This window comes from Pseudomonas sp. SR18 (assembly GCF_023701505.1).
Taxonomy (GTDB): Bacteria; Pseudomonadota; Gammaproteobacteria; order Pseudomonadales; family Pseudomonadaceae; genus Aquipseudomonas; species Aquipseudomonas cyclaminis.
In genome coordinates, this window is record NZ_JAMQAU010000018.1 from 105963 (window position 1) to 126068 (window position 20106).

Below are 20106 nucleotides of genomic sequence, written 5' to 3' on the forward strand. Positions count from 1 at the left end.
TAACCTTTTGATTTATAACAACTTATTTGGATTGGCCGCGATCTTGCTAAGCAACTTCCCATTATTTCAATCCCGTCCACCAGACGAATCTGGCCCCGAGGAGTTTCCATGAGCGAGTTGCGTTTCACTGAAGATCACGAATGGCTGCGCGCCGAAGCTGACGGCAGCGTCACCGTGGGTATCACCGCTTTTGCGCAGAACGCGCTGGGTGATGTGGTTTTCGTGCAACTGCCGGAGTTGCAGGCCTACGCCAAGGGCGCTGAAGCGTCCACCGTGGAATCGGTAAAAGCCGCCAGCGGCGTGTACATGCCATTGGACGGTGAAGTGCTGGAAGTGAACGACAAACTCGACGGCAGCCCGGAGCTGGTCAACGAAGACCCGATGGGCGAAGGCTGGTTCTTCCGCTTTAAACCAGCCGATGCCAGTGCAGTGGCTAAGCTGTTGGATCAGGATGCGTACGACCGTCTGATCAAAGCCAACGCTGAAGCCTGAGGAGCGCGCCATGACTGTTAATTTGAGCACCGCCAACGAATTCATCGCCCGCCACATCGGCCCGCGCCAGGAAGATGAGCAGCAAATGCTCGCCAGCCTGGGCTTTGACTCCCTGGAAGCCTTGAGCGCCAGCGTGATCCCGGAAAGCATCAAGGGCACCAGCGTGCTCGGCCTGGAAGACGGCCTGAGCGAAGCCGAGGCCCTGGCCAAGATCAAGGCCATTGCCAGCCAGAACCAACTGTTCAAGACCTACATCGGCCAGGGCTACTACAACTGCCACACGCCATCGCCGATCCTGCGCAACCTCCTGGAAAACCCGGCCTGGTACACCGCCTACACGCCTTACCAGCCAGAGATTTCCCAAGGCCGCCTGGAAGCGCTGCTGAACTTCCAGACCCTGATCAGCGACCTCACCGGCCTGCCGATTGCCAACGCATCCTTGCTCGACGAAGCCACCGCCGCCGCCGAAGCCATGACCTTCTGCAAGCGCCTGAGCAAGAACAAAGGCAGCAACGCCTTCTTCGCCTCGGTGCACAGCCATCCGCAGACCCTCGACGTGCTGCGCACCCGCGCCGAGCCGCTGGGTATCGAGGTGGTAGTCGGCGACGAGCGTGAACTGACCGACGTGAGCCCGTTCTTCGGCGCCCTGCTGCAATACCCGGCGAGCAACGGTGACGTATTCGACTACCGCGCGCTGACCGAGCGCTTCCACACCGCCAACGCCCTGGTGGCCGTGGCTGCCGACCTGTTGGCCCTGACCCTGCTGACACCGCCGGGTGAATTCGGCGCCGACGTGGCCATCGGCAGCGCGCAACGCTTCGGCGTGCCGCTGGGTTTTGGTGGCCCGCACGCGGCGTACTTCTCCACCAAGGATGCGTTCAAGCGCGATATGCCGGGCCGTTTGGTCGGTGTGTCCGTTGACCGTTTCGGCAAGCCGGCCCTGCGCCTGGCCATGCAGACCCGCGAGCAACATATCCGCCGTGAGAAAGCCACCAGCAACATCTGCACCGCCCAAGTGCTACTGGCCAACATCGCCAGCATGTATGCCGTGTACCACGGGCCCAAAGGCCTGACTCAGATTGCCCAGCGCATTCACCAGTTGACCGCGATCCTGGCCAAGGGCCTGACCGCCCTGGGCTTGAAGGTCGAGCAGAAACACTTCTTCGACACCCTCACACTCAACACCGGCGCCAACACCGCCGCGCTGCACGACAAGGCCCGCGCCCAGCGCATCAACCTGCGTGTGGTGGATGCCGAGCGTGTCGGCCTGTCGGTGGATGAAACCACCACCCAAGCCGATATCGAAACCCTGTGGTCGATCTTTGCCGACGGCAAGGCCCTGCCCGCCTTCGCCGCCACTGAGAGCACCCTGCCAGCCGCGCTGCTGCGCCAGTCGCCGATCCTCAGCCACCCGGTGTTCAACCGCTACCACTCGGAAACCGAGCTGATGCGCTACCTGCGCAAGCTGGCGGATAAAGACCTGGCCCTGGACCGCACCATGATCCCGTTGGGCTCGTGCACCATGAAGCTCAACGCCGCCAGCGAAATGATCCCGGTGACCTGGGCCGAATTCGGTGCCCTGCACCCGTTCGCCCCAGCCGCACAAAGCGCCGGCTACCTGCAACTGACCTCCGACCTGGAAGCCATGCTCTGCGCAGCCACCGGTTATGACGCGATCTCGCTACAGCCGAACGCCGGCTCCCAAGGTGAATACGCTGGCCTGCTGGCCATCCGTGCCTATCACCAGAGCCGTGGCGAAGAACGCCGCGACATCTGCCTGATCCCCTCGTCGGCCCACGGCACCAACCCGGCGACCGCCAACATGGCCGGCATGCGCGTCGTCGTCACCGCCTGCGACGCCCGTGGCAACGTGGACATCGAAGACCTGCGCGCCAAAGCCATCGAGCACCGCGAGCACCTCGCCGCGCTGATGATCACCTACCCGTCCACCCACGGCGTGTTCGAAGAAGGCATCCGCGAAATCTGCGGCGTCATCCACGACAACGGCGGCCAGGTCTACATCGACGGCGCCAACATGAACGCCATGGTTGGCCTGTGCGCACCGGGCAAGTTCGGTGGCGACGTGTCCCACCTGAACCTGCACAAGACATTCTGCATCCCCCACGGCGGTGGCGGCCCGGGCGTTGGCCCGATTGGTGTCAAATCCCACCTCACGCCATTCCTGCCGGGCCACGCGGCCATGGCACGCAAGGAAGGCGCGGTCTGCGCGGCACCGTTCGGCAGTGCGAGCATTCTGCCGATCACCTGGATGTACATCAGCATGATGGGCGGCGCGGGCCTCAAGCGCGCTTCGCAGTTGGCGATCCTGAATGCCAACTACATCTCCCGTCGCCTGGAAGAGCACTACCCCGTGCTCTACACCGGCAGCAACGGCCTGGTGGCGCACGAATGCATCCTCGACCTGCGCCCACTCAAAGACAGCAGCGGCATCAGTGTGGATGACGTGGCCAAGCGGCTGATCGACTTCGGCTTCCACGCACCGACCATGTCGTTCCCGGTGGCCGGCACCTTGATGATCGAGCCGACCGAAAGTGAATCCAAGGAAGAACTGGACCGCTTCTGCGACGCCATGATCGCCATCCGCGAAGAAATCCGCGCAGTGGAAAACGGCACGCTGGACAAGGACGATAACCCGCTGAAGAACGCACCGCACACGGCGGCGGAACTGGTGGGCGAATGGAGCCACCCCTACAGCCGTGAGCAAGCGGTGTACCCGGTTGCCTCGCTGATCGAAGGCAAGTACTGGCCGCCGGTTGGCCGGGTCGACAACGTGTTTGGGGATCGCAACCTGGTGTGTGCGTGCCCGTCAATCGAGAGCTACGCATAATCTGAGGACGCACTCAGTCAAAATGTGGGAGGGGGCTTGCCCCCTCCCACATTTGACCACCTCAATAATAAGAAACCGGAGAACAACTCATGTCTTTAAGCGTGTTCGACCTGTTCAAGATTGGCATCGGCCCCTCCAGTTCCCACACCGTCGGCCCGATGCGCGCCGCTGCCCGCTTCGTCGAAGGCCTCAAGCGCGACAACCTGCTGATCACCACCTGCAGCATCAAGGTGGAGCTTTATGGATCCCTCGGCGCCACCGGCAAAGGCCACGGCAGCGACAAAGCCGTGCTGCTGGGCCTCGAAGGCGAACACCCGGACACCGTAAACACTGAAACCGTGGCCGCCCGCCTGGCGCAGATGCGCAAGGATGGCCGCCTGAACCTGCTCGGCGAACACAGCATTGCGTTCAACGAGAAAGAACACCTGGCGATGATTCGCAAACCCCTCGCCTACCACCCCAACGGCATGATTTTCCGTGCCTTCGACGCCGCCAACATCCAGATCCGCAGCCGCGAGTACTACTCGGTGGGCGGCGGTTTTGTGGTGGATGAAGACGCCGCCGGCGCCGACCGGATTGTCGAAGATGCCACGCCGCTGACCTTCCCTTTCAAGCACGCCAAGGACTTGCTCGGTCATTGCGCCACCTACGGCCTGTCCATCAGCCAGGTGATGCTGACCAATGAAAGTGCCTGGCGCCCGGAAGCCGAAACCCGCGCCGGCTTGCTGAAGATCTGGCAGGTGATGCAGGACTGCGTCGACGCCGGATGCCGCAATGAAGGGATCCTGCCCGGCGGCTTGAAGGTAAAACGCCGCGCTGCCGCGTTGCATCGCCAACTGTGCAAGCACCCGGAATCGGCGCTGCGCGATCCGTTGTCGGTGCTCGATTGGGTCAACCTGTACGCGCTGGCGGTCAACGAGGAAAACGCCAATGGCGGGCGCGTGGTGACGGCGCCCACCAACGGTGCGGCCGGGATCATTCCGGCGGTGCTGCATTACTACATGCGCTTTATCCCGGGCGCGAACGAAGACGGCGTGGTGCGTTTCCTGCTCACCGCCGCCGCCATCGGTATTTTGTACAAGGAAAATGCGTCGATCTCCGGGGCTGAAGTCGGTTGCCAGGGCGAAGTCGGCGTAGCCTGCTCCATGGCCGCAGGTGCTTTGTGCGAAGTGCTGGGCGGCAGCGTGTCCCAAGTGGAAAACGCTGCCGAAATCGGCATGGAACACAACCTCGGCCTGACCTGCGACCCGATTGGCGGATTGGTGCAAGTGCCCTGCATCGAGCGCAATGCCATGGGCTCAGTCAAGGCCATCAACGCCGTGCGCATGGCCTTGCGCGGCGACGGTCAGCATTTCGTCTCGCTGGACAAGGTCATCCGCACCATGCGCCAGACCGGCGCCGATATGAAAAGCAAATACAAGGAAACCGCCCGTGGCGGTTTGGCGGTCAACATTATCGAGTGCTGACGCCCAAGGCGCGGCAGCACGTTTTTCAGGAGCTGAATATGTCCACCGAAACCCTGTTGAAAACCCCATTGCACGCCCTGCACATCGAATTGGGGGCGCGTATGGTGCCCTTCGCCGGCTATGACATGCCGGTACAGTACCCGTTGGGTGTGATGAAGGAACACCTGCACACCCGTGAACAGGCCGGGTTATTTGACGTGTCCCACATGGGCCAGATCCGCCTCACCGGCGCCAATGCTGCCAAGGCCCTGGAAACCCTGGTGCCGGTCGACATCATTGACCTGCCGGTGGGCATGCAGCGCTACGCGATGTTCACCAACGAGCAAGGCGGCATCCTCGACGACTTGATGGTCGCCAACCTGGGCAACGACGAACTGTTCCTGGTGGTCAACGCCGCCTGCAAGGACCAGGACCTGGCGCACCTGCGCAAATACATTGGCGATCAGTGCACCATCGAGCCACTGTTCGAAGAACGCGCCCTGCTCGCCCTGCAAGGCCCGGCGGCAGTGAAGGTGCTGGCGCGCCTGGCGCCGGAAGTGACCGGGATGACCTTTATGCAGTTCGCCTCCCTGCGCCTGCTGGGCGTGGACTGCTACGTCAGCCGCTCCGGTTATACCGGTGAAGACGGCTTTGAAATCTCCGTGCCTGCCGCCAATGCCGAAAGCCTGGCGCGCAGCCTGCTGGCCGAAAGCGAAGTACAGGCCATCGGCCTGGGCGCCCGCGACTCCCTGCGCCTGGAAGCTGGTCTGTGCCTGTACGGCCATGACATGAACACCGAGACCACGCCGATTGAAGCCAGCCTGCTGTGGGCGATCTCCAAGGCCCGTCGCGCCGATGGCCCACGTGCCGGCGGCTTCCCGGGTGCCGACCAGATCTTCACCCAGCAGCAGACCGGTGTGAGCCGCAAGCGCGTCGGCCTGCTACCCCAGGAACGCACCCCGGTACGCGAAGGCGCCGAGATTGTCGACGCGCAGGGCACGGTGATCGGTAGCGTCTGCAGCGGCGGCTTTGGCCCAAGCCTCGGCGGCCCGTTGGCCATGGGTTACCTAGACAGCGCGTTTATCGCACTGGATACCGAAGTCTCTGCGTTGGTGCGTGGGAAAAAGGTGCCACTTCGTGTAAGTAAAATGCCATTCGTTCCACAGCGTTACTACCGTGGTTGATTGACTGTTCCTATAAGTAACGCGGTTGCGTTAACGTGCACTAATCTGTAACGCAACCGCCATAAAACAGTGCAGCGACGATAGTCATTTTTATAGGAATCAACCTATAACGAGTGACACTTTCTATCGAATAAGCCGAATCCACATTACTCAGCGAAGTGTCATCAGGCCCAGCAAAACCTGGGCTTTTGGCAGGGGTTGTTTTTTCTCTATTAGTTGGCGTAGAGTTTGCCCACTGTGTTTGCATGGGTCGCTTGGAACCTGGACCTGGGCAGTAGCTGAAGTAGTTGTGCTACAACCCGTTCGACGTCTCTTACTTTCCTGCAACCCAGCCCAGTACTCTTTCATGTGAAAGGGGCTGTCATTAATTTTTAGCGTCAAGGAAATAAGAAAATGGCTGATCGTCAGAGCGGTACCGTCAAGTGGTTTAACGACGAAAAAGGGTTTGGTTTTATCACTCCAGAAAGCGGTCCGGATCTGTTCGTGCATTTCCGCGCTATTCAGGGCAACGGTTTCAAGAGCCTCAAAGAAGGCCAGAAAGTAACGTTCGTTGCAGTGCAGGGCCAAAAAGGCATGCAGGCTGACGAAGTTCAAGCAGAAGGTTGATCCTTCCTGCGACAAAAAGCCCCTGACATGACATCAGGGGCTTTTTTATGGGCGCGATTCCGTAAAATGCGTTTTTTCCTCAGAGAGTCCTGCCATGTCCAAACCCTTGCTGAGCCCCCAAGGCGAATTCCCCGCCGTTGGCCTGGGCCGTCGCCTGGCAGCGATGTTCTATGACTTCCTGTTGTGCACCGCCCTGCTGATCGTCACGGCGTTTATCTACAAGCTGGTGTGGATGGCGTTTCTGGGCGAAGCCAGGATGCGTACCCTCACCGAGTCCGGCGCCCTGGATGGGGACCCGCTGCTGTCGACGATTCTGTTTTTTGTGCTGTTCGGCTTCTTCGCCAAGTTCTGGACCCATTCCGGGCAGACCCTGGGCATGCAGGTATGGGGCGTGCGCGTACAGAACGCCGACGGCTCGCGCATCAGCTTGTGGCAGGCGCTGTTGCGCTTTGTGGTGTCGATTGCGTCGTGGTTGTGCGTGGGGCTGGGGTTTATCTGGGCGTTGTTCGACAAGCAGAAACGCGGCTGGCATGACATCTACTCAAACACGCAACTGGTGCGGGTTCCGAAGCAGAAAAAGTAATCCCAGGAACACTGAAGATCCAAATGTGGCAGGGGGCTTGCCGCTCCCACATTTGGACTGTATTCACAGCTGGCTCAGGCGTTGCCGGCCAGCTTCAGGCGCGCGGCGTGGGTAAAGTCCAGCATGCGCTTGAGTGGTCGCACGGCATGAGGAATCACCGAAGGCTCGACGAAGATCTCGTTGCTCCCCTCTCGCAGGCACTGCAACGTGCGTTCCAGCGTGTTCATCGCCATCCACGGGCAGTGCGCGCAACTGCGGCACGCGGCGCCGTTACCGGCCGTAGGCGCTTCGACGAAGACCTTGTCCGGGCACAACTGCTGCATCTTGTAGAAGATGCCGCGGTCGGTGGCGACGATAAAGGTCTTGTTGGGCAAGCGTTGCGCTGCAGCGATCAGTTGGCTGGTAGAGCCCACGGCATCCGCCAGTTCGATCACCGCTGTCGGCGATTCCGGGTGCACCAGGATCGCAGCATCCGGGTACAGCGCCTTCATGTCTTCCAGTTGCTTGGACTTGAACTCTTCGTGGACGATGCACGCACCGTCCCACAGCAGCATGTCGGCACCGGTCTGGCGCTGGATGTAAGTGCCCAGATGCTTGTCCGGGCCCCAGATGATGGTCTCGCCGTTGTCCATCAGGCTTTCGACGATTTCCAGCGCGCAGCTGGACGTCACCACCCAATCGGCCCGGGCTTTGACCGCCGCCGACGTGTTGGCGTACACCACCACGGTGCGTTCGGGATGCTGGTCGCAGAAGGCCGAAAACTCATCCACCGGGCAACCCAGGTCCAGGGAGCAGGTGGCTTCCAGGGTGGGCATGAGGATGCGTTTTTCGGGGGTGAGGATCTTGGCGGTCTCGCCCATGAAACGCACACCGGCAACCAGTACGGTCTTGGCCGGGTGGGCGGCGCCGAAGCGGGCCATTTCCAGGGAGTCGGAGACACAGCCACCGGTTTCTTCGGCCAGGGCCTGGATCACCGGATCGCAATAGAAGTGGGCAACCAGCACCGCGTCCTGAGCTTTCAGCTCGGCGGCGATGGCGGCACGCAGGCTCGCCTCTTCATCGGCGCTGAGGGCCTTGGGCTGCTTGGCGTCGAGGTGGGCTTGAACCAGTAGGCGTTCAGATATCTGCGTCATGTTCGCAAGACCTGCAGGCGCAGTTGCGCGAAAGTCGAGTGTACCACCGGCTCTGGAGCCCTTCGGGCGCCGCCGGACGAAGTGATTGTGTTCATCAAGCACGGGTAAAGGTGAAGCTGCGCAAGGCTACAGAATATCCAATGGTTTCAAAAGCCTAATCTGGCGTTGGCGCGTGCGATTGTCGCAGCAAAAACGGTAACTGCCGGCGTGCCAACGCTCGCACCGCGTCATCAGGTCCCGCGGCCTGTTCGTTCAGGCCGTTTTGGAAGGGCGTTCAAACAGGCATAGGTACTCGGCGTCCTTGAGGCTGCTTTCAAACTGCTCAAGGCCGTTATAGATGTTTTGCAACCCTTCTATCCGGGCTTGCAGTTCCAGTTTTTTAGCAGCAATCGCCTGGCTGACCACATCCCAAGGCAGCGCCTGCCCGCTGTGCGCCTGAATGATCGCCTGCATTTCCTTGAGTTTGAAGCCCAACTGCTGAGCGCATTTGATGAACGTCAGCAGCTCGACACTTTGCTGGGTATAGACCCGATACTTACCATCGCGCATGGGCGGCGGCAGCAAACCAATGCCTTCATAGTGGCGGATGGTCTTGACCGTCGTGCCCGACAACTGCGCGGCTTTGCCGATATACATGTAAAAGTCCTTTTTAAGGCACAACAGGTGCGCGCACTTTCGCGCGCCGCATCTTCACACATGTATAAGGGGTCGGGAAACGAAGGCTTCAAAAGAGGGTCAGCGACCAGCGATTGCCTGGGCTTGCTTGAGCCAGGCCTCACGCTGAGCGGGAGCGGAACCAAGCAGCGGTCCGAACGTAAGGGTCTTCAACGGTTTGATGCCACAGAACGCCAAGGTGGTCTTGCGCACCTGGTGCAGGCCCGGCATGCAATAGACCCATTTGTAGTACCAAGGTGGAGTATCCATCGTGACGAGCAGATGAGCGGTTCGCCCCTTCAATAGCTTGTCGGGAAAGGCTTTGCCTTCGCGATACTTAAAGGCGAAACCAGAAAGAAAAGTCCGATCAAAAAAACCTTTCATCAGCGCCGGAATGCCGCCCCACCAGATGGGATACACAAATGCCAAGTGTTCAGCCCATGTGATATCGGCCTGGGCCTTGAGCAGATCGGGCTCCAACGGCTGAACCTGCTGGTAGCCTTCGTGCAGCACGGGATCGAAGCTCAGTGCATTCAGCCGCAACAGACGCACCTCATGCCCGGCCTGCGTGGCCGCCCTCATATAAGCATCAGCCAGGGCGCCACAGAAACTGTCGTTTGAAGGATGCCCCAGAATCACCAGAACGCGCTTACTCATCATCACCTCATCCTTAAAGTAGAGCGCTCAGAATAGGGTGTGCCCGTAACGGGAGAGTCAACAGGGGCGTTTTTCAAATGCGGTTATAGCCGGATGCATTGCGCACCGGCAGGTAAGCCCCAAAACGCAGGCAAAAAAAAACCCGGAAATCCTCACTTGCGTGGGCCTTCCGGATTTTCTAAACCGCCAAAAATGGTGGGTCGTGTGGGATTCGAACCTACGACCAATTGGTTAAAAGCCAACTGCTCTACCAACTGAGCTAACGACCCGCTGTGTGGTGGCGCGTATAATACTGATTTCTAAGGATTATTCAACACCTTATTTGAAATAAATCAGAAATAACGCGTTGGGTCCGTAATTCCGGCCATTTTGAAGCCCTCTGCACGCAGTCGGCAGGCGTCGCATTTCCCACAAGCACGACCGCCTTCGTCTGCCTGATAGCAGGAAACAGTCAGCGCGTAATCGACGCCAAGTCCTACGCCAGCCTTCACGATATCGGCCTTGGTCATGTTTTGCAGCGGCGCCTGGATACGAAACCCCTGCCCTTCCACACCGGCCTTGGTCGCAAGGTTGGCCATGCGCTCGAACGATTCGACGTACTCCGGGCGGCAGTCCGGGTAACCGGAGTAATCCAGCGCATTGACACCGATAAAGATGTCGCGGGCGTTCAGCACTTCGGCCCAGCCGAGGGCCAGGGACAGAAACACTGTGTTGCGTGCCGGTACGTAAGTGACGGGGATGCCTTCCGAGGGCGCCTCTGGCAGGCCGATGGTGCTGTCAGTCAAGGCCGAACCGCCCATGCCCCCCAGATTCAGGCCAACCACCTTGTGCTCAACCACACCGAGGTCGTGGGCGACACGCGCAGCCGCGTTCAACTCAGCGCGGTGACGCTGCCCGTAGTCGAAACTCATGGAATAGCAGCTGTAGCCTTGTGCTCGGACCATGGCCACCAACGTGGCGGAGTCGAGACCACCGGACAGCAGAATGACTGCACGCTTTTGATCCGTCATCTCAGCGCCCTGGCTCGTCGTTCCACAGGTATTTATGCAGCTGCAATTGCAGGCGTACGGGCAAGTTATCGGCAACCACCCAGTCGGCCAGATCGCGTGCGTTCAGGTCATGGTGGCTGGGGGAGAACAGCACTTCACCGGCACGGCGGTCGAGGCCGTACTGGATCAGCTTGGAGTTGGCCCAGTCATAATCCTCACGGGAACAGATAACGAACTTGACCTGATCGTTGGGCGTCAGCAGTTCGATGTTCTCGTAAAGGTTGCGGTGCGCTTCCTTGGAACCAGGGGTTTTGAGGTCGACCACTCGGCTCACACGCGGATCTACCGCGGAAATATCCAGGGCGCCACTGGTTTCCAGGGACACCTCGTAACCGGCGTCACACAACTGCTTGAGCAAAGGAATGGCGTTGGGCTGGGCCAGGGGCTCGCCGCCGGTCACACAGACGTAGCGCGGCCGGTAGCTGGCAACTTGCTCAAGAATGTCGTCAAGAGTGCGCACGGTGCCGCCACTGAAGGCGTAGGCGCTGTCACAGTATTGGCAACGCAACGGGCAGCCGGTCAGGCGCACAAATACGGTGGGCAGGCCGGCGGTGCGCGTTTCACCCTGCAACGAGTAAAAAACTTCGGTGATGCGTAATGTGTCTTGCATAGTCGCCACGGGCGTAACAGCTAAACAGGCTGTCCGCCTCCGTCAGGCACTTCAAGAAACCCCGCCAACGCGTAGGCCCCAGGAAGCGGGTGTCATAAAAGGGCGTGGATTCTAACGAAAAAACCCGCGCCAGGCGCGGGTTTCTTCTAAACGGGCGGCATCGCTTACAAGCGTTGCAGATCCCGTTGGGCCAACTGTGCGGCAGAGGTGCCCGGGTATTGGGCAACAACCTGCTGCAGAATGCCTTTGACCTTGTCGGCATGACCGAGGCGGCGTTCTACGTCAGCGAGTTTGTACAGCGAGTCCGGCACCTTGGCGTGCTTGGGGTACAGTTGGCTGACCTTGGCAAATGCCTGGCCCGCCCCTTGCAAATCACCTTTTGCCAGGTTCACCTCACCCAACCAGTACTGGGCGTTGCCCGCGTACTGGCTGTTTGGGTAACGGCCCAGGAATGCGGTGAAGGCCTTGCTGGCCTTGTCGAAATCCTTGGCTTTGATCAGGTCGAAGGCTGCATCGTAATACAGCTTTTCCTTCGCCGGATCACCCGGTTCGCTGCTGGCTGCGGGGGCTTGGCTCGCGGCTGCGGCCCCTGCTGCTGCACCACCGGCAGCGGCGCTTGGCGCACCACCGGCAGAAGAATTATCAGGAGTAGCGGCAGGTGTAACACCGGCTCCTATACGTCGATCAAGATCCTGGTAACGCTCCAGGCCTTCTTGCTTCAGCTGACGCACTTCATTCTGCAGAACTTCAATGGTGCCTTGTTGCTGCGCCAATTGATCCTGCATGCGTTGCAGCTGGTTGAACAGTTCGCCCTGTGCCGAGGGGGCGGACGTAGCCGCCCCCCCAGCATAGGCGCCGTTCGTGCCATAACCTGCTGGCGGATAGCTGCTCCCGCTATTGTTATAGCCAGAGTTGCTATCTTCCACAGGAACCGCAGCCCACACCGCAAGCGGTGCGAAGCTGAGAGCCAATACAGTTAGAGCACGACGGCACGTTCGCATGACGAATTACTTACGCAGTTCGACGCGACGGTTTTGAGCCCAGGACTGCTCGTCGTGGCCAGTAGCAACTGGACGCTCTTTACCGTAGGAAACCAGTTCCAGTTGGCCTGGAGCAACACCTTGCAGTACCAGGTAGCGCTGAACGGCTTTCGCACGACGCTCGCCCAGTGCCATGTTGTACTCACGAGTACCACGTTCGTCGGTGTTACCTTCCAGAACAACGCGAGCGCCGTTAGCTTTCAGGTCCTTCGCGTGAACGTCCAGAGCGCGCATGGCTTCTGGTTTCAGGTCCGAACTGTCGTATTCGAAGTAGAAAGTGGTGATAGCGCGCAGAGCAGCTTCTTCGCTCAGGGAGCCGTCAACTGCACCAGTGTTAGCGCCGTAACCAGCGTTTGGATCAACAGCTGCGCCTTCACCGGCATTGTCGCCGCCTTTAGACGAGCAACCAACGGCTACGGACAGAGCCAGAGCCAGAGCAGCAAACTTACCAAACTTCAGCATTTCCATCGTGAAACTCCTAATGAACCCCAGTGTGTTAAGTACTTCTTTTTGTAGCGCCGCGTCAGTTCAGGTAAGGGGACCAGGACGGTTCTCTGACTTCGCCTTGAGCGGTAGGAAGCGGGAGCCTTACGCGTCCATTAATGGACACGAGCATCAAGACTCCCCGGCCCTGCTGGCGGGTGGCGTAGATTACCATGGTGCCGTTGGGCGCAACAGTAGCTGACTCATCAAGGTTGGTATCTGTGAGGATTTTTACGGTTCCGCGCTGCAAATCCTGGGCCGCAACCCGGAAATTAGTGAAACCATCCTGACGGTGAATCATCACCAACGTCTTTTCATCAGCCGAAAGCTTAGGGTTGGCGTTGTAGTTACCAATAAAGGTCACTCGTTCTGCACCGCCGCCACTAACGCTCGATTTGTAGATTTGTGGCTTGCCGCCCCGGTCAGAGGTGAAATAGATGGTCGAACCATCCTTGCCCCAGAACGGTTCAGTGTTGATACCCGGGCCGCTGGTCACACGATTGATCTGGCGCGAAGCCATGTTCATCACGTAGATATCCGGGTTGCCGTCCTTGGACAGCACGAACGCCAGGCGCGAACCGTCCGGCGACCAGGCTGGCGCACCGTTGAGGCCTTCGAAGTTGGTGATCTGCTCACGACGGCCAGTATCGATATGCTGGACGAAGATGCGCGGACGCTTCTGTTCGAAAGACACGTAGGCGATACGCTTGCCGTCCGGCGCGAAGCGCGGCGACAGGATTGGCTCACGCGATTGCAGCAGGGTCACGGCACGTGCGCCGTCGTAGTCCGAGCGCTGCAGGGTGTAGCGAGTGTTATCTACAGAGAAACGCTCAGCCGTTACGTAAAGCAGGCGTGTCGAGAACGCACCTTTGATACCGGTGAGTTTTTCAAACGACTGGTCCGAGATGTAGTGGGCCATGTCGCGCAGTTGCTCGGTGGTGCCCGAAACGCTGCCGGTCAGGACCTGCTGCTCGGTGGCCACGTTGAACAAGGTGTACTGGATTTGCAGGCGACCGCCGGCCGGCACGATGTTGCCGACCATCAGGTACTGGGCACCAACGGCTTTCCAGTCACGGAACACAACTTCGCTGGCCTGGTTCGGCTGGCTGATCATGTTGCCTTTCGGAATCGGCGCGTAGTAACCGGAGTTACGCAGGTCGTCGCTGACGATCTGGGCCATGTCATCCGGCAGCACGCTACCGCCCTGCCAACCGAACGGAACTACAGCAATCGGGGTGGCCCGGTCGCTACCGCTGGTTACCAGGATGTTTTTTTCATCCGCCGCCGCTATCCCTGCCATACAGCAAATAACGACAAGCATTCCTCGAAGAAGGTTTCTCACAAGGCTAGATCCTCAGGTGTGAATGTCATCTTGAATGAACGATAGGGAGCGAAGTCGCTTGGTTTCATTCCCTGCATCTCGGTCAACCGGCCAATGTTCTTGACCGCGGCAACCGCCGAACTGTCGAACGAACCGTCACCACTGGACTTGGCCACGCTGACCGAAGTCACCGTACCGTCCGGCAACATGCCGATCTGCAGCACTACTGTCATGCCTTTGCGTGCCGAAGGTGGACGTGTCCAGCCTTCTGCTGCCCGTGCCCGAATCAGGTCGTCGAAACTGCCCGCGACTTCATCACCACGTTCATCGGCCAAGGCTTGCTGACGCTGCGGCGTGTCGGAAAGCAAATCTGCCAAGGCCTGGGCCTTTTTCTCTTCGGCGGATTTACGCGCTGCTTCCTGGGCCTTTTTCTTGGCGGCATCGGCGGCAGCTTTCTTCTTCGCGTCGTCGGCGATCTTCTTCTTCGCCTCGTCTGCTTCAGCTTTTTTCTTGGCGTCTTCGGCGGCTTTCTTCTTCGCGTCTTCGACTATCTTCTTCTTGGCTTCTTCAGCGGCCTTTTTCTTGGCCTCTTCTTCGGCAGCTTTTTTCGCTTCTTCTTCAGACTTCTTCTTGGCTATATCAGCCAATTGTTTCTCTTCAGCTTTTTTAGCTTCGGCAGCTTTCTCGGACTTCTTGGCTTCATCAGCCTTTTTCGCCTCGTCGGCCTTCTTCGCTTCGTCAGCCTTTTTCGATTCCTCGGCCTTTTGAGCCGCCTCTTCTTTCTTTTGTTCCGCAGCAGCCTTCACCGCTTCCTGCTCGACCTTCTTCTGTTCCATCTGTTCGACTTCAGTCTGGCGCGCAGCCGACTTCTGGGCCTCACCCGCAATCTTCTGATTGGTCTGGGTGGTGGCCTGACTCTTCGATTTCAGCTGATACAGGGTCGCCTGCACGATCGGCTTGGCTGGCGGCAGGTCCGGGGTCATGGCAAAGCTGACGAACAGCATGCCAAACACCAGGACGTGCAGGGCAATTGCCCAGACGCTAGGCCAGAAGTAGCTTTCCGAGGCGGACGGCTCTCGCTGTTGCTGCATCAGGGCGCCTCGGTAATCAAGCCAACGTTACCGACGCCGGCCTTCTGCAGCCCGCCCATGGCGCCCATGACGGAGCCATAGTCGACCGACTTGTCGCCGCGAATGAACACCTGCGTGTGCTTGCCGCCTTCGTTGCCGGAGCGAATGATCTTGGTCACCGCATCGGTCATCGCCGGCAGGGTCAGGGCCTTGTCCTGCTGCTTCTGAGTGTCGACTTCGCTGCCAAGGTTCCAGTAATAGGTCTTGTCAGCCTTGATCGAAATGGTCAGTACCTGGGTGTTGTTGTCCTGGGGCAAGGCTTCGCTGGAAACCTTGGGCAGATCAACCTTCACGCCCTGGTTGAGCATCGGCGCGGTCACCATGAAGATCACCAGCAGCACCAGCATCACGTCGATGTAAGGCACTACGTTCATCTCGGCGACCGGCTTGCGCTTGGTTCGAGCTCGAGTGATTAAAGCCATCGGGGAGTACCTGCTTATTCTTCGCTGGTGTGCACTTTACGGTGCAGGATCGCCTGGAATTCATCGGCGAAGGTGTAGTAACGGCCAATCAGGTTCTCGCCGCGTGCGGCAAAACGGTTGTAAGCGATAACGGCCGGGATAGCGGCGAACAGACCGATCGCGGTGGCGATCAGGGCTTCGGCGATGCCGGGGGCCACAGTGGCCAGGGTCGCTTGCTGGGCCTGGGCCAGGCCACGGAAGGAGTTCATGATCCCCCACACGGTACCGAACAGACCGATGTAGGGGCTGACCGAACCGACGGTGGCAAGGAACGGCAAGCTTTGCTCAAGCTTCTCTTCCTCGCGGGAGATGGCGACGCGCATGGCACGGGCCACGCCTTCCATCACCGCTTCCGGGTCAACACCCGGCTGCTGGCGCAGGCGCGAAAATTCCTTGAAGCCGGCACGGAAGATCTGCTCCACGCCTGAATCCGGGTCCGGGTTGCTGCCGGCCTGGCGGTAGAGCTTGGACAGGTCGATACCCGACCAGAAGCGCTCTTCAAAGCTCTCCAGGGCACGTCGACCGGCACGCAGCAGGTTGCTGCGCTGAAAAATCATGACCCAAGAGGTAACCGATGCGGCTACCAGGATCAGCATCACCAGTTGAACCACAACACTGGCATTGCTGACCAGGCTCCACATGGAGGAATGGTCGACGACGGTAGGTTCCACGCTAAATCTCCTGCTTTGATTGTTTACCCGCGCCGCTCACGGCGGCAAAGGCCGCACGTAGAGTTTCGGGAATGGCCCGAGGTTTCAAACTGTTGGTGCGCACACACGCCACCAGGAACTGCCCCTCACAGAGCAGCGTTGCATCCGTGGCCCGCCTGACCTGCTGCTTGAAACGCAGGCTGGCACGGTTCAATTCGATTACTTCAGCGCTGACCAGCAGCTCGTCGTCCAGTCGCGCCGGCGCGTGGTAACGCGCCTCGCTGGAATGCACGACGAATAACAGGTCCTCCCCTGCCAGCTGGGATTGGGCAAAGCCCAGCTCCCGTAGCCGCTCGGTTCGAGCCCGCTCCATGAACTTGAGGTAATTGACGTAATAAACGATGCCGCCAGCATCAGTGTCCTCGTAATAAACGCGACAGCGATGTGCGAACGACTGATCCCCGTTTTGCGCGCGCATACTCTAGTGCTTACTCCTGAGGTTGCCAATCCGGCTGGGCAACTGTTTTTGCATTCTCGCGAACATTTCCAATGACTGAATGACGACGCCAGACACTGGGACAGCACAAACCTCGAATAAATCGACTCAACTGATGCTTTTAATCGTCCACTGCATCGAGGAATTCGTCTACCACGGGCATCTCACCCAATCGTGACGGAATGTTTAACCCAAAGTGCAGATAAGCGTGACGCGTCACCACCCGCCCCCTTGGCGTGCGCATGATGTAGCCCTGTTGGATCAGGTACGGCTCCAGCACGTCCTCAATGGTATGACGCTCTTCACTGATGGCCGCAGCCAGGCTGTCGACGCCCACCGGCCCACCGTCGAACTTCTCGATCATGGTCAAGAGTAGGCGTCGATCCTGGTGATCGAAACCATGTTCGTCCACGTCCAGCAGGTTGAGCGCCAGGTCAGCCACGGCTTTGGTGATATGCCCCTTGGCCCGCACTTCGGCAAAATCGCGCACCCGGCGCAGCAAACGGTTGGCGATCCGTGGCGTGCCACGGGCCCGCCGCGCAATCTCGAACGCACCTTCCGGGTCCAGCGGCAAGCCAAGAATGCTCGCCGAACGGCTGACGATGGTTGCCAGGTCCGTCGTGCTATAGAACTCAAGACGTTGAACAATGCCGAAACGGTCTCGCAACGGGTTGGTCAGCATGCCCGCACGGGTGGTCGCGCCCACCAGGGTGAACGGCGGCAGGTCGAGCTTGATCGAGCGCGCCGCGGGGCCTTCGCCGATCATGATGTCGAGCTGGAAATCTTCCATCGCCGGGTACAGCACTTCCTCGACAATGGGCGACAGTCGGTGAATCTCGTCGATAAACAGCACATCGTGGGGTTCAAGGTTGGTCAGCAGCGCCGCCAGGTCACCCGGCCGCTCCAGCACCGGCCCGGAGGTGGACTTGATCGACACGCCCATCTCATTGGCAATAATCATCGCCAGGGTGGTTTTACCCAGCCCCGGCGGACCGAAAATAAGCGTGTGATCCAAGGACTCACTGCGCCCGCGCGCAGCCTGGATAAACAACTCCATCTGTTCGCGCACGGTGGGCTGGCCGATGTAGTCGGCCAGGCTCAGGGGGCGGATGGCCCGATCCTGGACTTCTTCACGGTCGCGCGGGCCAGTGGCCGCGATCAGACGATCAGCTTCAATCACTTAAATCATTCCCTTCAGGGCGCGGCGAATCATGTCTTCAGCACTCAGGTTCTTGTCCTTGATGGCCGACACCGCCTTGCTGGCTTCCTGAGGCTTGTAGCCGAGGGAGATCAGCGCATTGACGGCATCACTTTCAGCGCTGGCGACTTGCGCAGCAGGCATGTCCGGCTGGTTCGGCACCAGGGCAAACATGCTCGGCACGACCTCCCAGGCCTTGAAGCGGTCTTTGAGTTCTACCAGCAGGCGCTCGGCGGTTTTCTTTCCGACGCCAGGCACCTTGGTCAACGCCGAGGTGTCCTGGGCTGAAACGGCACGTACCAATTCGTCCACTTCCAGGCTCGACATCAAGGCCAGCGCGAGTTTCGGCCCTACGCCATTAAGGCGAATCAGCTCACGGAAGAAGTCCCGGTCACGCTTGCCGATGAAACCATAGAGTAGTTGCGCGTCTTCGCGCACCACCAAATGGGTGTGCAGCGTTATCGACTCACCGACCGACGGTAGGCGATACAGGGTGGTCATGGGCACTTCAAGCTCATACCCCAACCCGTTTACATCCAGAATCAGGTGCGGCGGCTGTTTCTCAGCCAGGGTGCCGCGCAAACGTCCAATCACGGTTCAGATCCTTAAAGCGTGGGGGTCAGATCAAGGCCTGACCGCACATTTCGATTGCGCCGATGCTATCAGAGACGCAGCCGCCCGCCACGACTGCGTGCAGTGCCCAAGCCGTGCGGCAGCAGGCTGGAACGGGTGTGCGCATGGCAAATGGCGATAGCCAGGGCGTCGGAGGCGTCGATCTGCGGCTTCGACGTCAGCTTGAGCATGTGCATGACCATCATCTGCACCTGTTCTTTATTGGCCGCGCCGGTGCCGACCACGGCCTGCTTGACCTGGGTCGCGGTGTACTCGGCGATTTCCAGGCCCTCTTCGGCGCCGGCGACGATTGCGGCGCCACGGGCCTGGCCAAGTTTCAACGCCGAATCAGCGTTCTTTGCCATGAACACCTTTTCGATGCCCATGGTCACCGGCCCGTAGGTCTGGATCACTTCCCGCACACCGCGATAGACAATCTGCAGGCGCTCGGCCAACTCGCCCGCGCCGGTGCGAATGCAACCCGACGCGACATAGACGCAGCCGCGCGGGGTGTGTTGCACCACACCAAAACCGGTGATGCGCGAACCGGGGTCGATACCTAGGATTAAAGTCATAACGCCTGCGGGTTGGATGAAAACTATTTTGATACAGAGAAAATCCAATGTGGAAGAGGCTTGCACCTCCCACATCTGGATCTACATCGTCCGTCAGACCAACTGTTCGGCTACGGACTCGGGGATGTCAGCGTTGGAATAGACGTTCTGCACATCATCCAGGTCTTCCAGCATATCCAGCAGCTTCAGTACCTTCTGTGCACCGTCCAGGTCCAATTCGGCGCTGGTGGTCGGCAGCATCACAATTTCCGCGTCAGTACCTTTGAAACCGGCAGCTTCGAGCGCATTACGCACGGCGTAGAAGCTGGCAAACGAGGTAAACACGTCGATGGAGCCGTCGTCATTGGTGACAACGTCGTCGGCATCAGCCTCCATCGCCGCTTCCATCAGCGCATCCTCATCCACACCCGGAGCGAAGGAAATCTGGCCCTTGCGCTCAAACAGGTAGGCCACCGAACCGTCAGTGCCGAGGTTGCCACCGCACTTGCTGAACGCATGACGCACGGCAGCGGCCGTGCGGTTGCGGTTATCGGTCATGCACTCGACCATTACCGCCACACCGCCCGGGCCGTAGCCTTCGTAGGTCAGCTCGACCATGTCGTCGGTGTCGGCCGCACCGGCACCACGGGCCACGGCGCGGTCGATGATGTCGCGGCTCATGTTGGCGCCCAGAGCCTTGTCCAGCGCCAGGCGCAGGCGCGGGTTGGAGCCCGGATCACCACCGCCCTGACGGGCAGCGACGGTCAGCTCGCGGATCCACTTGGTAAAAATCTTGCCTTTCTTGGCATCCTGACGCTCTTTGCGGTGCTTGATGTTCGCCCACTTGGAATGGCCAGCCATAACACAACTCCGAAATTCTCTAGAAACCTTGATCAATCC

22 protein-coding genes and 1 tRNA gene are annotated in these 20106 nt (G+C 59.5%); 6 read left to right on the forward strand and 17 right to left on the reverse strand.

Going from position 1 to position 20106, the window contains the following annotated elements; translation table 11 throughout:
- Positions 1 to 108 precede the first annotated feature (108 nt).
- The 6 genes from gcvH (at position 109) to NDJ82_RS23180 (ending at position 7158) form a co-directional block, all read left to right on the forward strand.
- The gene (gcvH, locus tag NDJ82_RS23155; RefSeq protein ID WP_122748826.1) at positions 109 to 492 is read left to right on the forward strand and encodes a glycine cleavage system protein GcvH; all 384 of its coding nucleotides are present in this window, start codon (positions 109 to 111) and stop codon (positions 490 to 492) included.
- 10 nt (positions 493 to 502) lie between these two features.
- Positions 503 to 3340, forward strand: a complete 2838-nt coding sequence (gene gcvP, locus NDJ82_RS23160) for an aminomethyl-transferring glycine dehydrogenase (protein ID WP_250926372.1) — start codon at positions 503 to 505, stop codon at positions 3338 to 3340.
- Positions 3341 to 3429: 89 nt separating this feature from the next.
- Positions 3430 to 4806, forward strand: a complete 1377-nt coding sequence (locus NDJ82_RS23165) for an L-serine ammonia-lyase (protein ID WP_250926373.1) — start codon at positions 3430 to 3432, stop codon at positions 4804 to 4806.
- 38 nt (positions 4807 to 4844) lie between these two features.
- Entirely contained in the window at positions 4845 to 5969 is a 1125-nt protein-coding gene (gene gcvT / locus NDJ82_RS23170) for a glycine cleavage system aminomethyltransferase GcvT (RefSeq protein WP_099585484.1), read from the forward strand.
- A 393-nt stretch (positions 5970 to 6362) separates the two neighbouring features.
- Complete coding sequence (locus NDJ82_RS23175; RefSeq protein WP_014339904.1) at positions 6363 to 6575, forward strand: cold-shock protein; 213 nt, start codon at positions 6363 to 6365, stop codon at positions 6573 to 6575.
- Between the two features lie 94 nt (positions 6576 to 6669).
- Positions 6670 to 7158: an RDD family protein gene (locus NDJ82_RS23180; protein WP_191947342.1), complete on the forward strand. Its 489-nt coding sequence runs from the start codon at positions 6670 to 6672 to the stop codon at positions 7156 to 7158.
- A gap of 74 nt (positions 7159 to 7232) precedes the next feature.
- On the opposite strand, the gene nadA is transcribed toward NDJ82_RS23180, so the two are convergent.
- The 17 genes from nadA to NDJ82_RS23265 form a co-directional block, all read right to left on the reverse strand.
- Positions 7233 to 8291, reverse strand: a complete 1059-nt coding sequence (gene nadA, locus NDJ82_RS23185; protein ID WP_099585486.1) for a quinolinate synthase NadA — start codon at positions 8289 to 8291, stop codon at positions 7233 to 7235.
- Between the two features lie 252 nt (positions 8292 to 8543).
- Positions 8544 to 8927, reverse strand: a complete 384-nt coding sequence (locus NDJ82_RS23190; protein ID WP_191947341.1) for a MerR family transcriptional regulator — start codon at positions 8925 to 8927, stop codon at positions 8544 to 8546.
- A 99-nt stretch (positions 8928 to 9026) separates the two neighbouring features.
- Positions 9027 to 9605, reverse strand: coding sequence for an NAD(P)H-dependent oxidoreductase (locus NDJ82_RS23195; RefSeq protein ID WP_191947340.1), 579 nt, complete (start codon positions 9603 to 9605; stop codon positions 9027 to 9029).
- A gap of 190 nt (positions 9606 to 9795) precedes the next feature.
- Positions 9796 to 9871: transfer RNA gene (locus NDJ82_RS23200), tRNA-Lys, on the reverse strand.
- 63 nt (positions 9872 to 9934) lie between these two features.
- Positions 9935 to 10612 (reverse strand): 7-cyano-7-deazaguanine synthase QueC, encoded by a 678-nt coding sequence (queC, locus tag NDJ82_RS23205; RefSeq protein ID WP_250926374.1) that lies wholly within the window; start codon positions 10610 to 10612, stop codon positions 9935 to 9937.
- Position 10613: 1 nt separating this feature from the next.
- Positions 10614 to 11261 (reverse strand): 7-carboxy-7-deazaguanine synthase QueE, encoded by a 648-nt coding sequence (queE, locus tag NDJ82_RS23210; RefSeq protein ID WP_099585498.1) that lies wholly within the window; start codon positions 11259 to 11261, stop codon positions 10614 to 10616.
- 164 nt (positions 11262 to 11425) lie between these two features.
- On the reverse strand, positions 11426 to 12262 hold the full coding sequence (gene ybgF / locus NDJ82_RS23215) for a tol-pal system protein YbgF (RefSeq protein WP_099585499.1): 837 nt from the start codon (positions 12260 to 12262) through the stop codon (positions 11426 to 11428).
- A gap of 6 nt (positions 12263 to 12268) precedes the next feature.
- Positions 12269 to 12769: a peptidoglycan-associated lipoprotein Pal gene (gene pal / locus NDJ82_RS23220; RefSeq protein ID WP_003209827.1), complete on the reverse strand. Its 501-nt coding sequence runs from the start codon at positions 12767 to 12769 to the stop codon at positions 12269 to 12271.
- 55 nt (positions 12770 to 12824) lie between these two features.
- Complete coding sequence (gene tolB, locus NDJ82_RS23225; RefSeq protein ID WP_174244834.1) at positions 12825 to 14105, reverse strand: Tol-Pal system beta propeller repeat protein TolB; 1281 nt, start codon at positions 14103 to 14105, stop codon at positions 12825 to 12827.
- 17 nt (positions 14106 to 14122) lie between these two features.
- Positions 14123 to 15196 (reverse strand): cell envelope integrity protein TolA, encoded by a 1074-nt coding sequence (gene tolA / locus NDJ82_RS23230; RefSeq protein ID WP_250926375.1) that lies wholly within the window; start codon positions 15194 to 15196, stop codon positions 14123 to 14125.
- Complete coding sequence (tolR, locus tag NDJ82_RS23235; RefSeq protein WP_160384999.1) at positions 15196 to 15648, reverse strand: protein TolR; 453 nt, start codon at positions 15646 to 15648, stop codon at positions 15196 to 15198. The genes tolA and tolR overlap by 1 nt, the downstream gene beginning before the upstream one ends.
- A 23-nt stretch (positions 15649 to 15671) precedes the next feature.
- Positions 15672 to 16367 (reverse strand): protein TolQ, encoded by a 696-nt coding sequence (gene tolQ, locus NDJ82_RS23240; protein ID WP_032890916.1) that lies wholly within the window; start codon positions 16365 to 16367, stop codon positions 15672 to 15674.
- Position 16368: 1 nt separating this feature from the next.
- Positions 16369 to 16824 carry a tol-pal system-associated acyl-CoA thioesterase gene (ybgC, locus tag NDJ82_RS23245; protein WP_032890914.1) on the reverse strand — a complete coding sequence of 152 codons (456 nt, stop codon included), beginning with the start codon at positions 16822 to 16824 and terminating at the stop codon, positions 16369 to 16371.
- A gap of 139 nt (positions 16825 to 16963) precedes the next feature.
- Positions 16964 to 18022, reverse strand: a complete 1059-nt coding sequence (gene ruvB / locus NDJ82_RS23250; RefSeq protein WP_099585501.1) for a Holliday junction branch migration DNA helicase RuvB — start codon at positions 18020 to 18022, stop codon at positions 16964 to 16966.
- On the reverse strand, positions 18023 to 18634 hold the full coding sequence (ruvA, locus tag NDJ82_RS23255; protein ID WP_099585502.1) for a Holliday junction branch migration protein RuvA: 612 nt from the start codon (positions 18632 to 18634) through the stop codon (positions 18023 to 18025).
- Between the two features lie 68 nt (positions 18635 to 18702).
- Positions 18703 to 19227: a crossover junction endodeoxyribonuclease RuvC gene (gene ruvC / locus NDJ82_RS23260; RefSeq protein ID WP_099585503.1), complete on the reverse strand. Its 525-nt coding sequence runs from the start codon at positions 19225 to 19227 to the stop codon at positions 18703 to 18705.
- Between the two features lie 93 nt (positions 19228 to 19320).
- Positions 19321 to 20067: a YebC/PmpR family DNA-binding transcriptional regulator gene (locus tag NDJ82_RS23265; RefSeq protein WP_099585504.1), complete on the reverse strand. Its 747-nt coding sequence runs from the start codon at positions 20065 to 20067 to the stop codon at positions 19321 to 19323.
- Between the last annotated feature and the right edge of the window lie 39 nt (positions 20068 to 20106).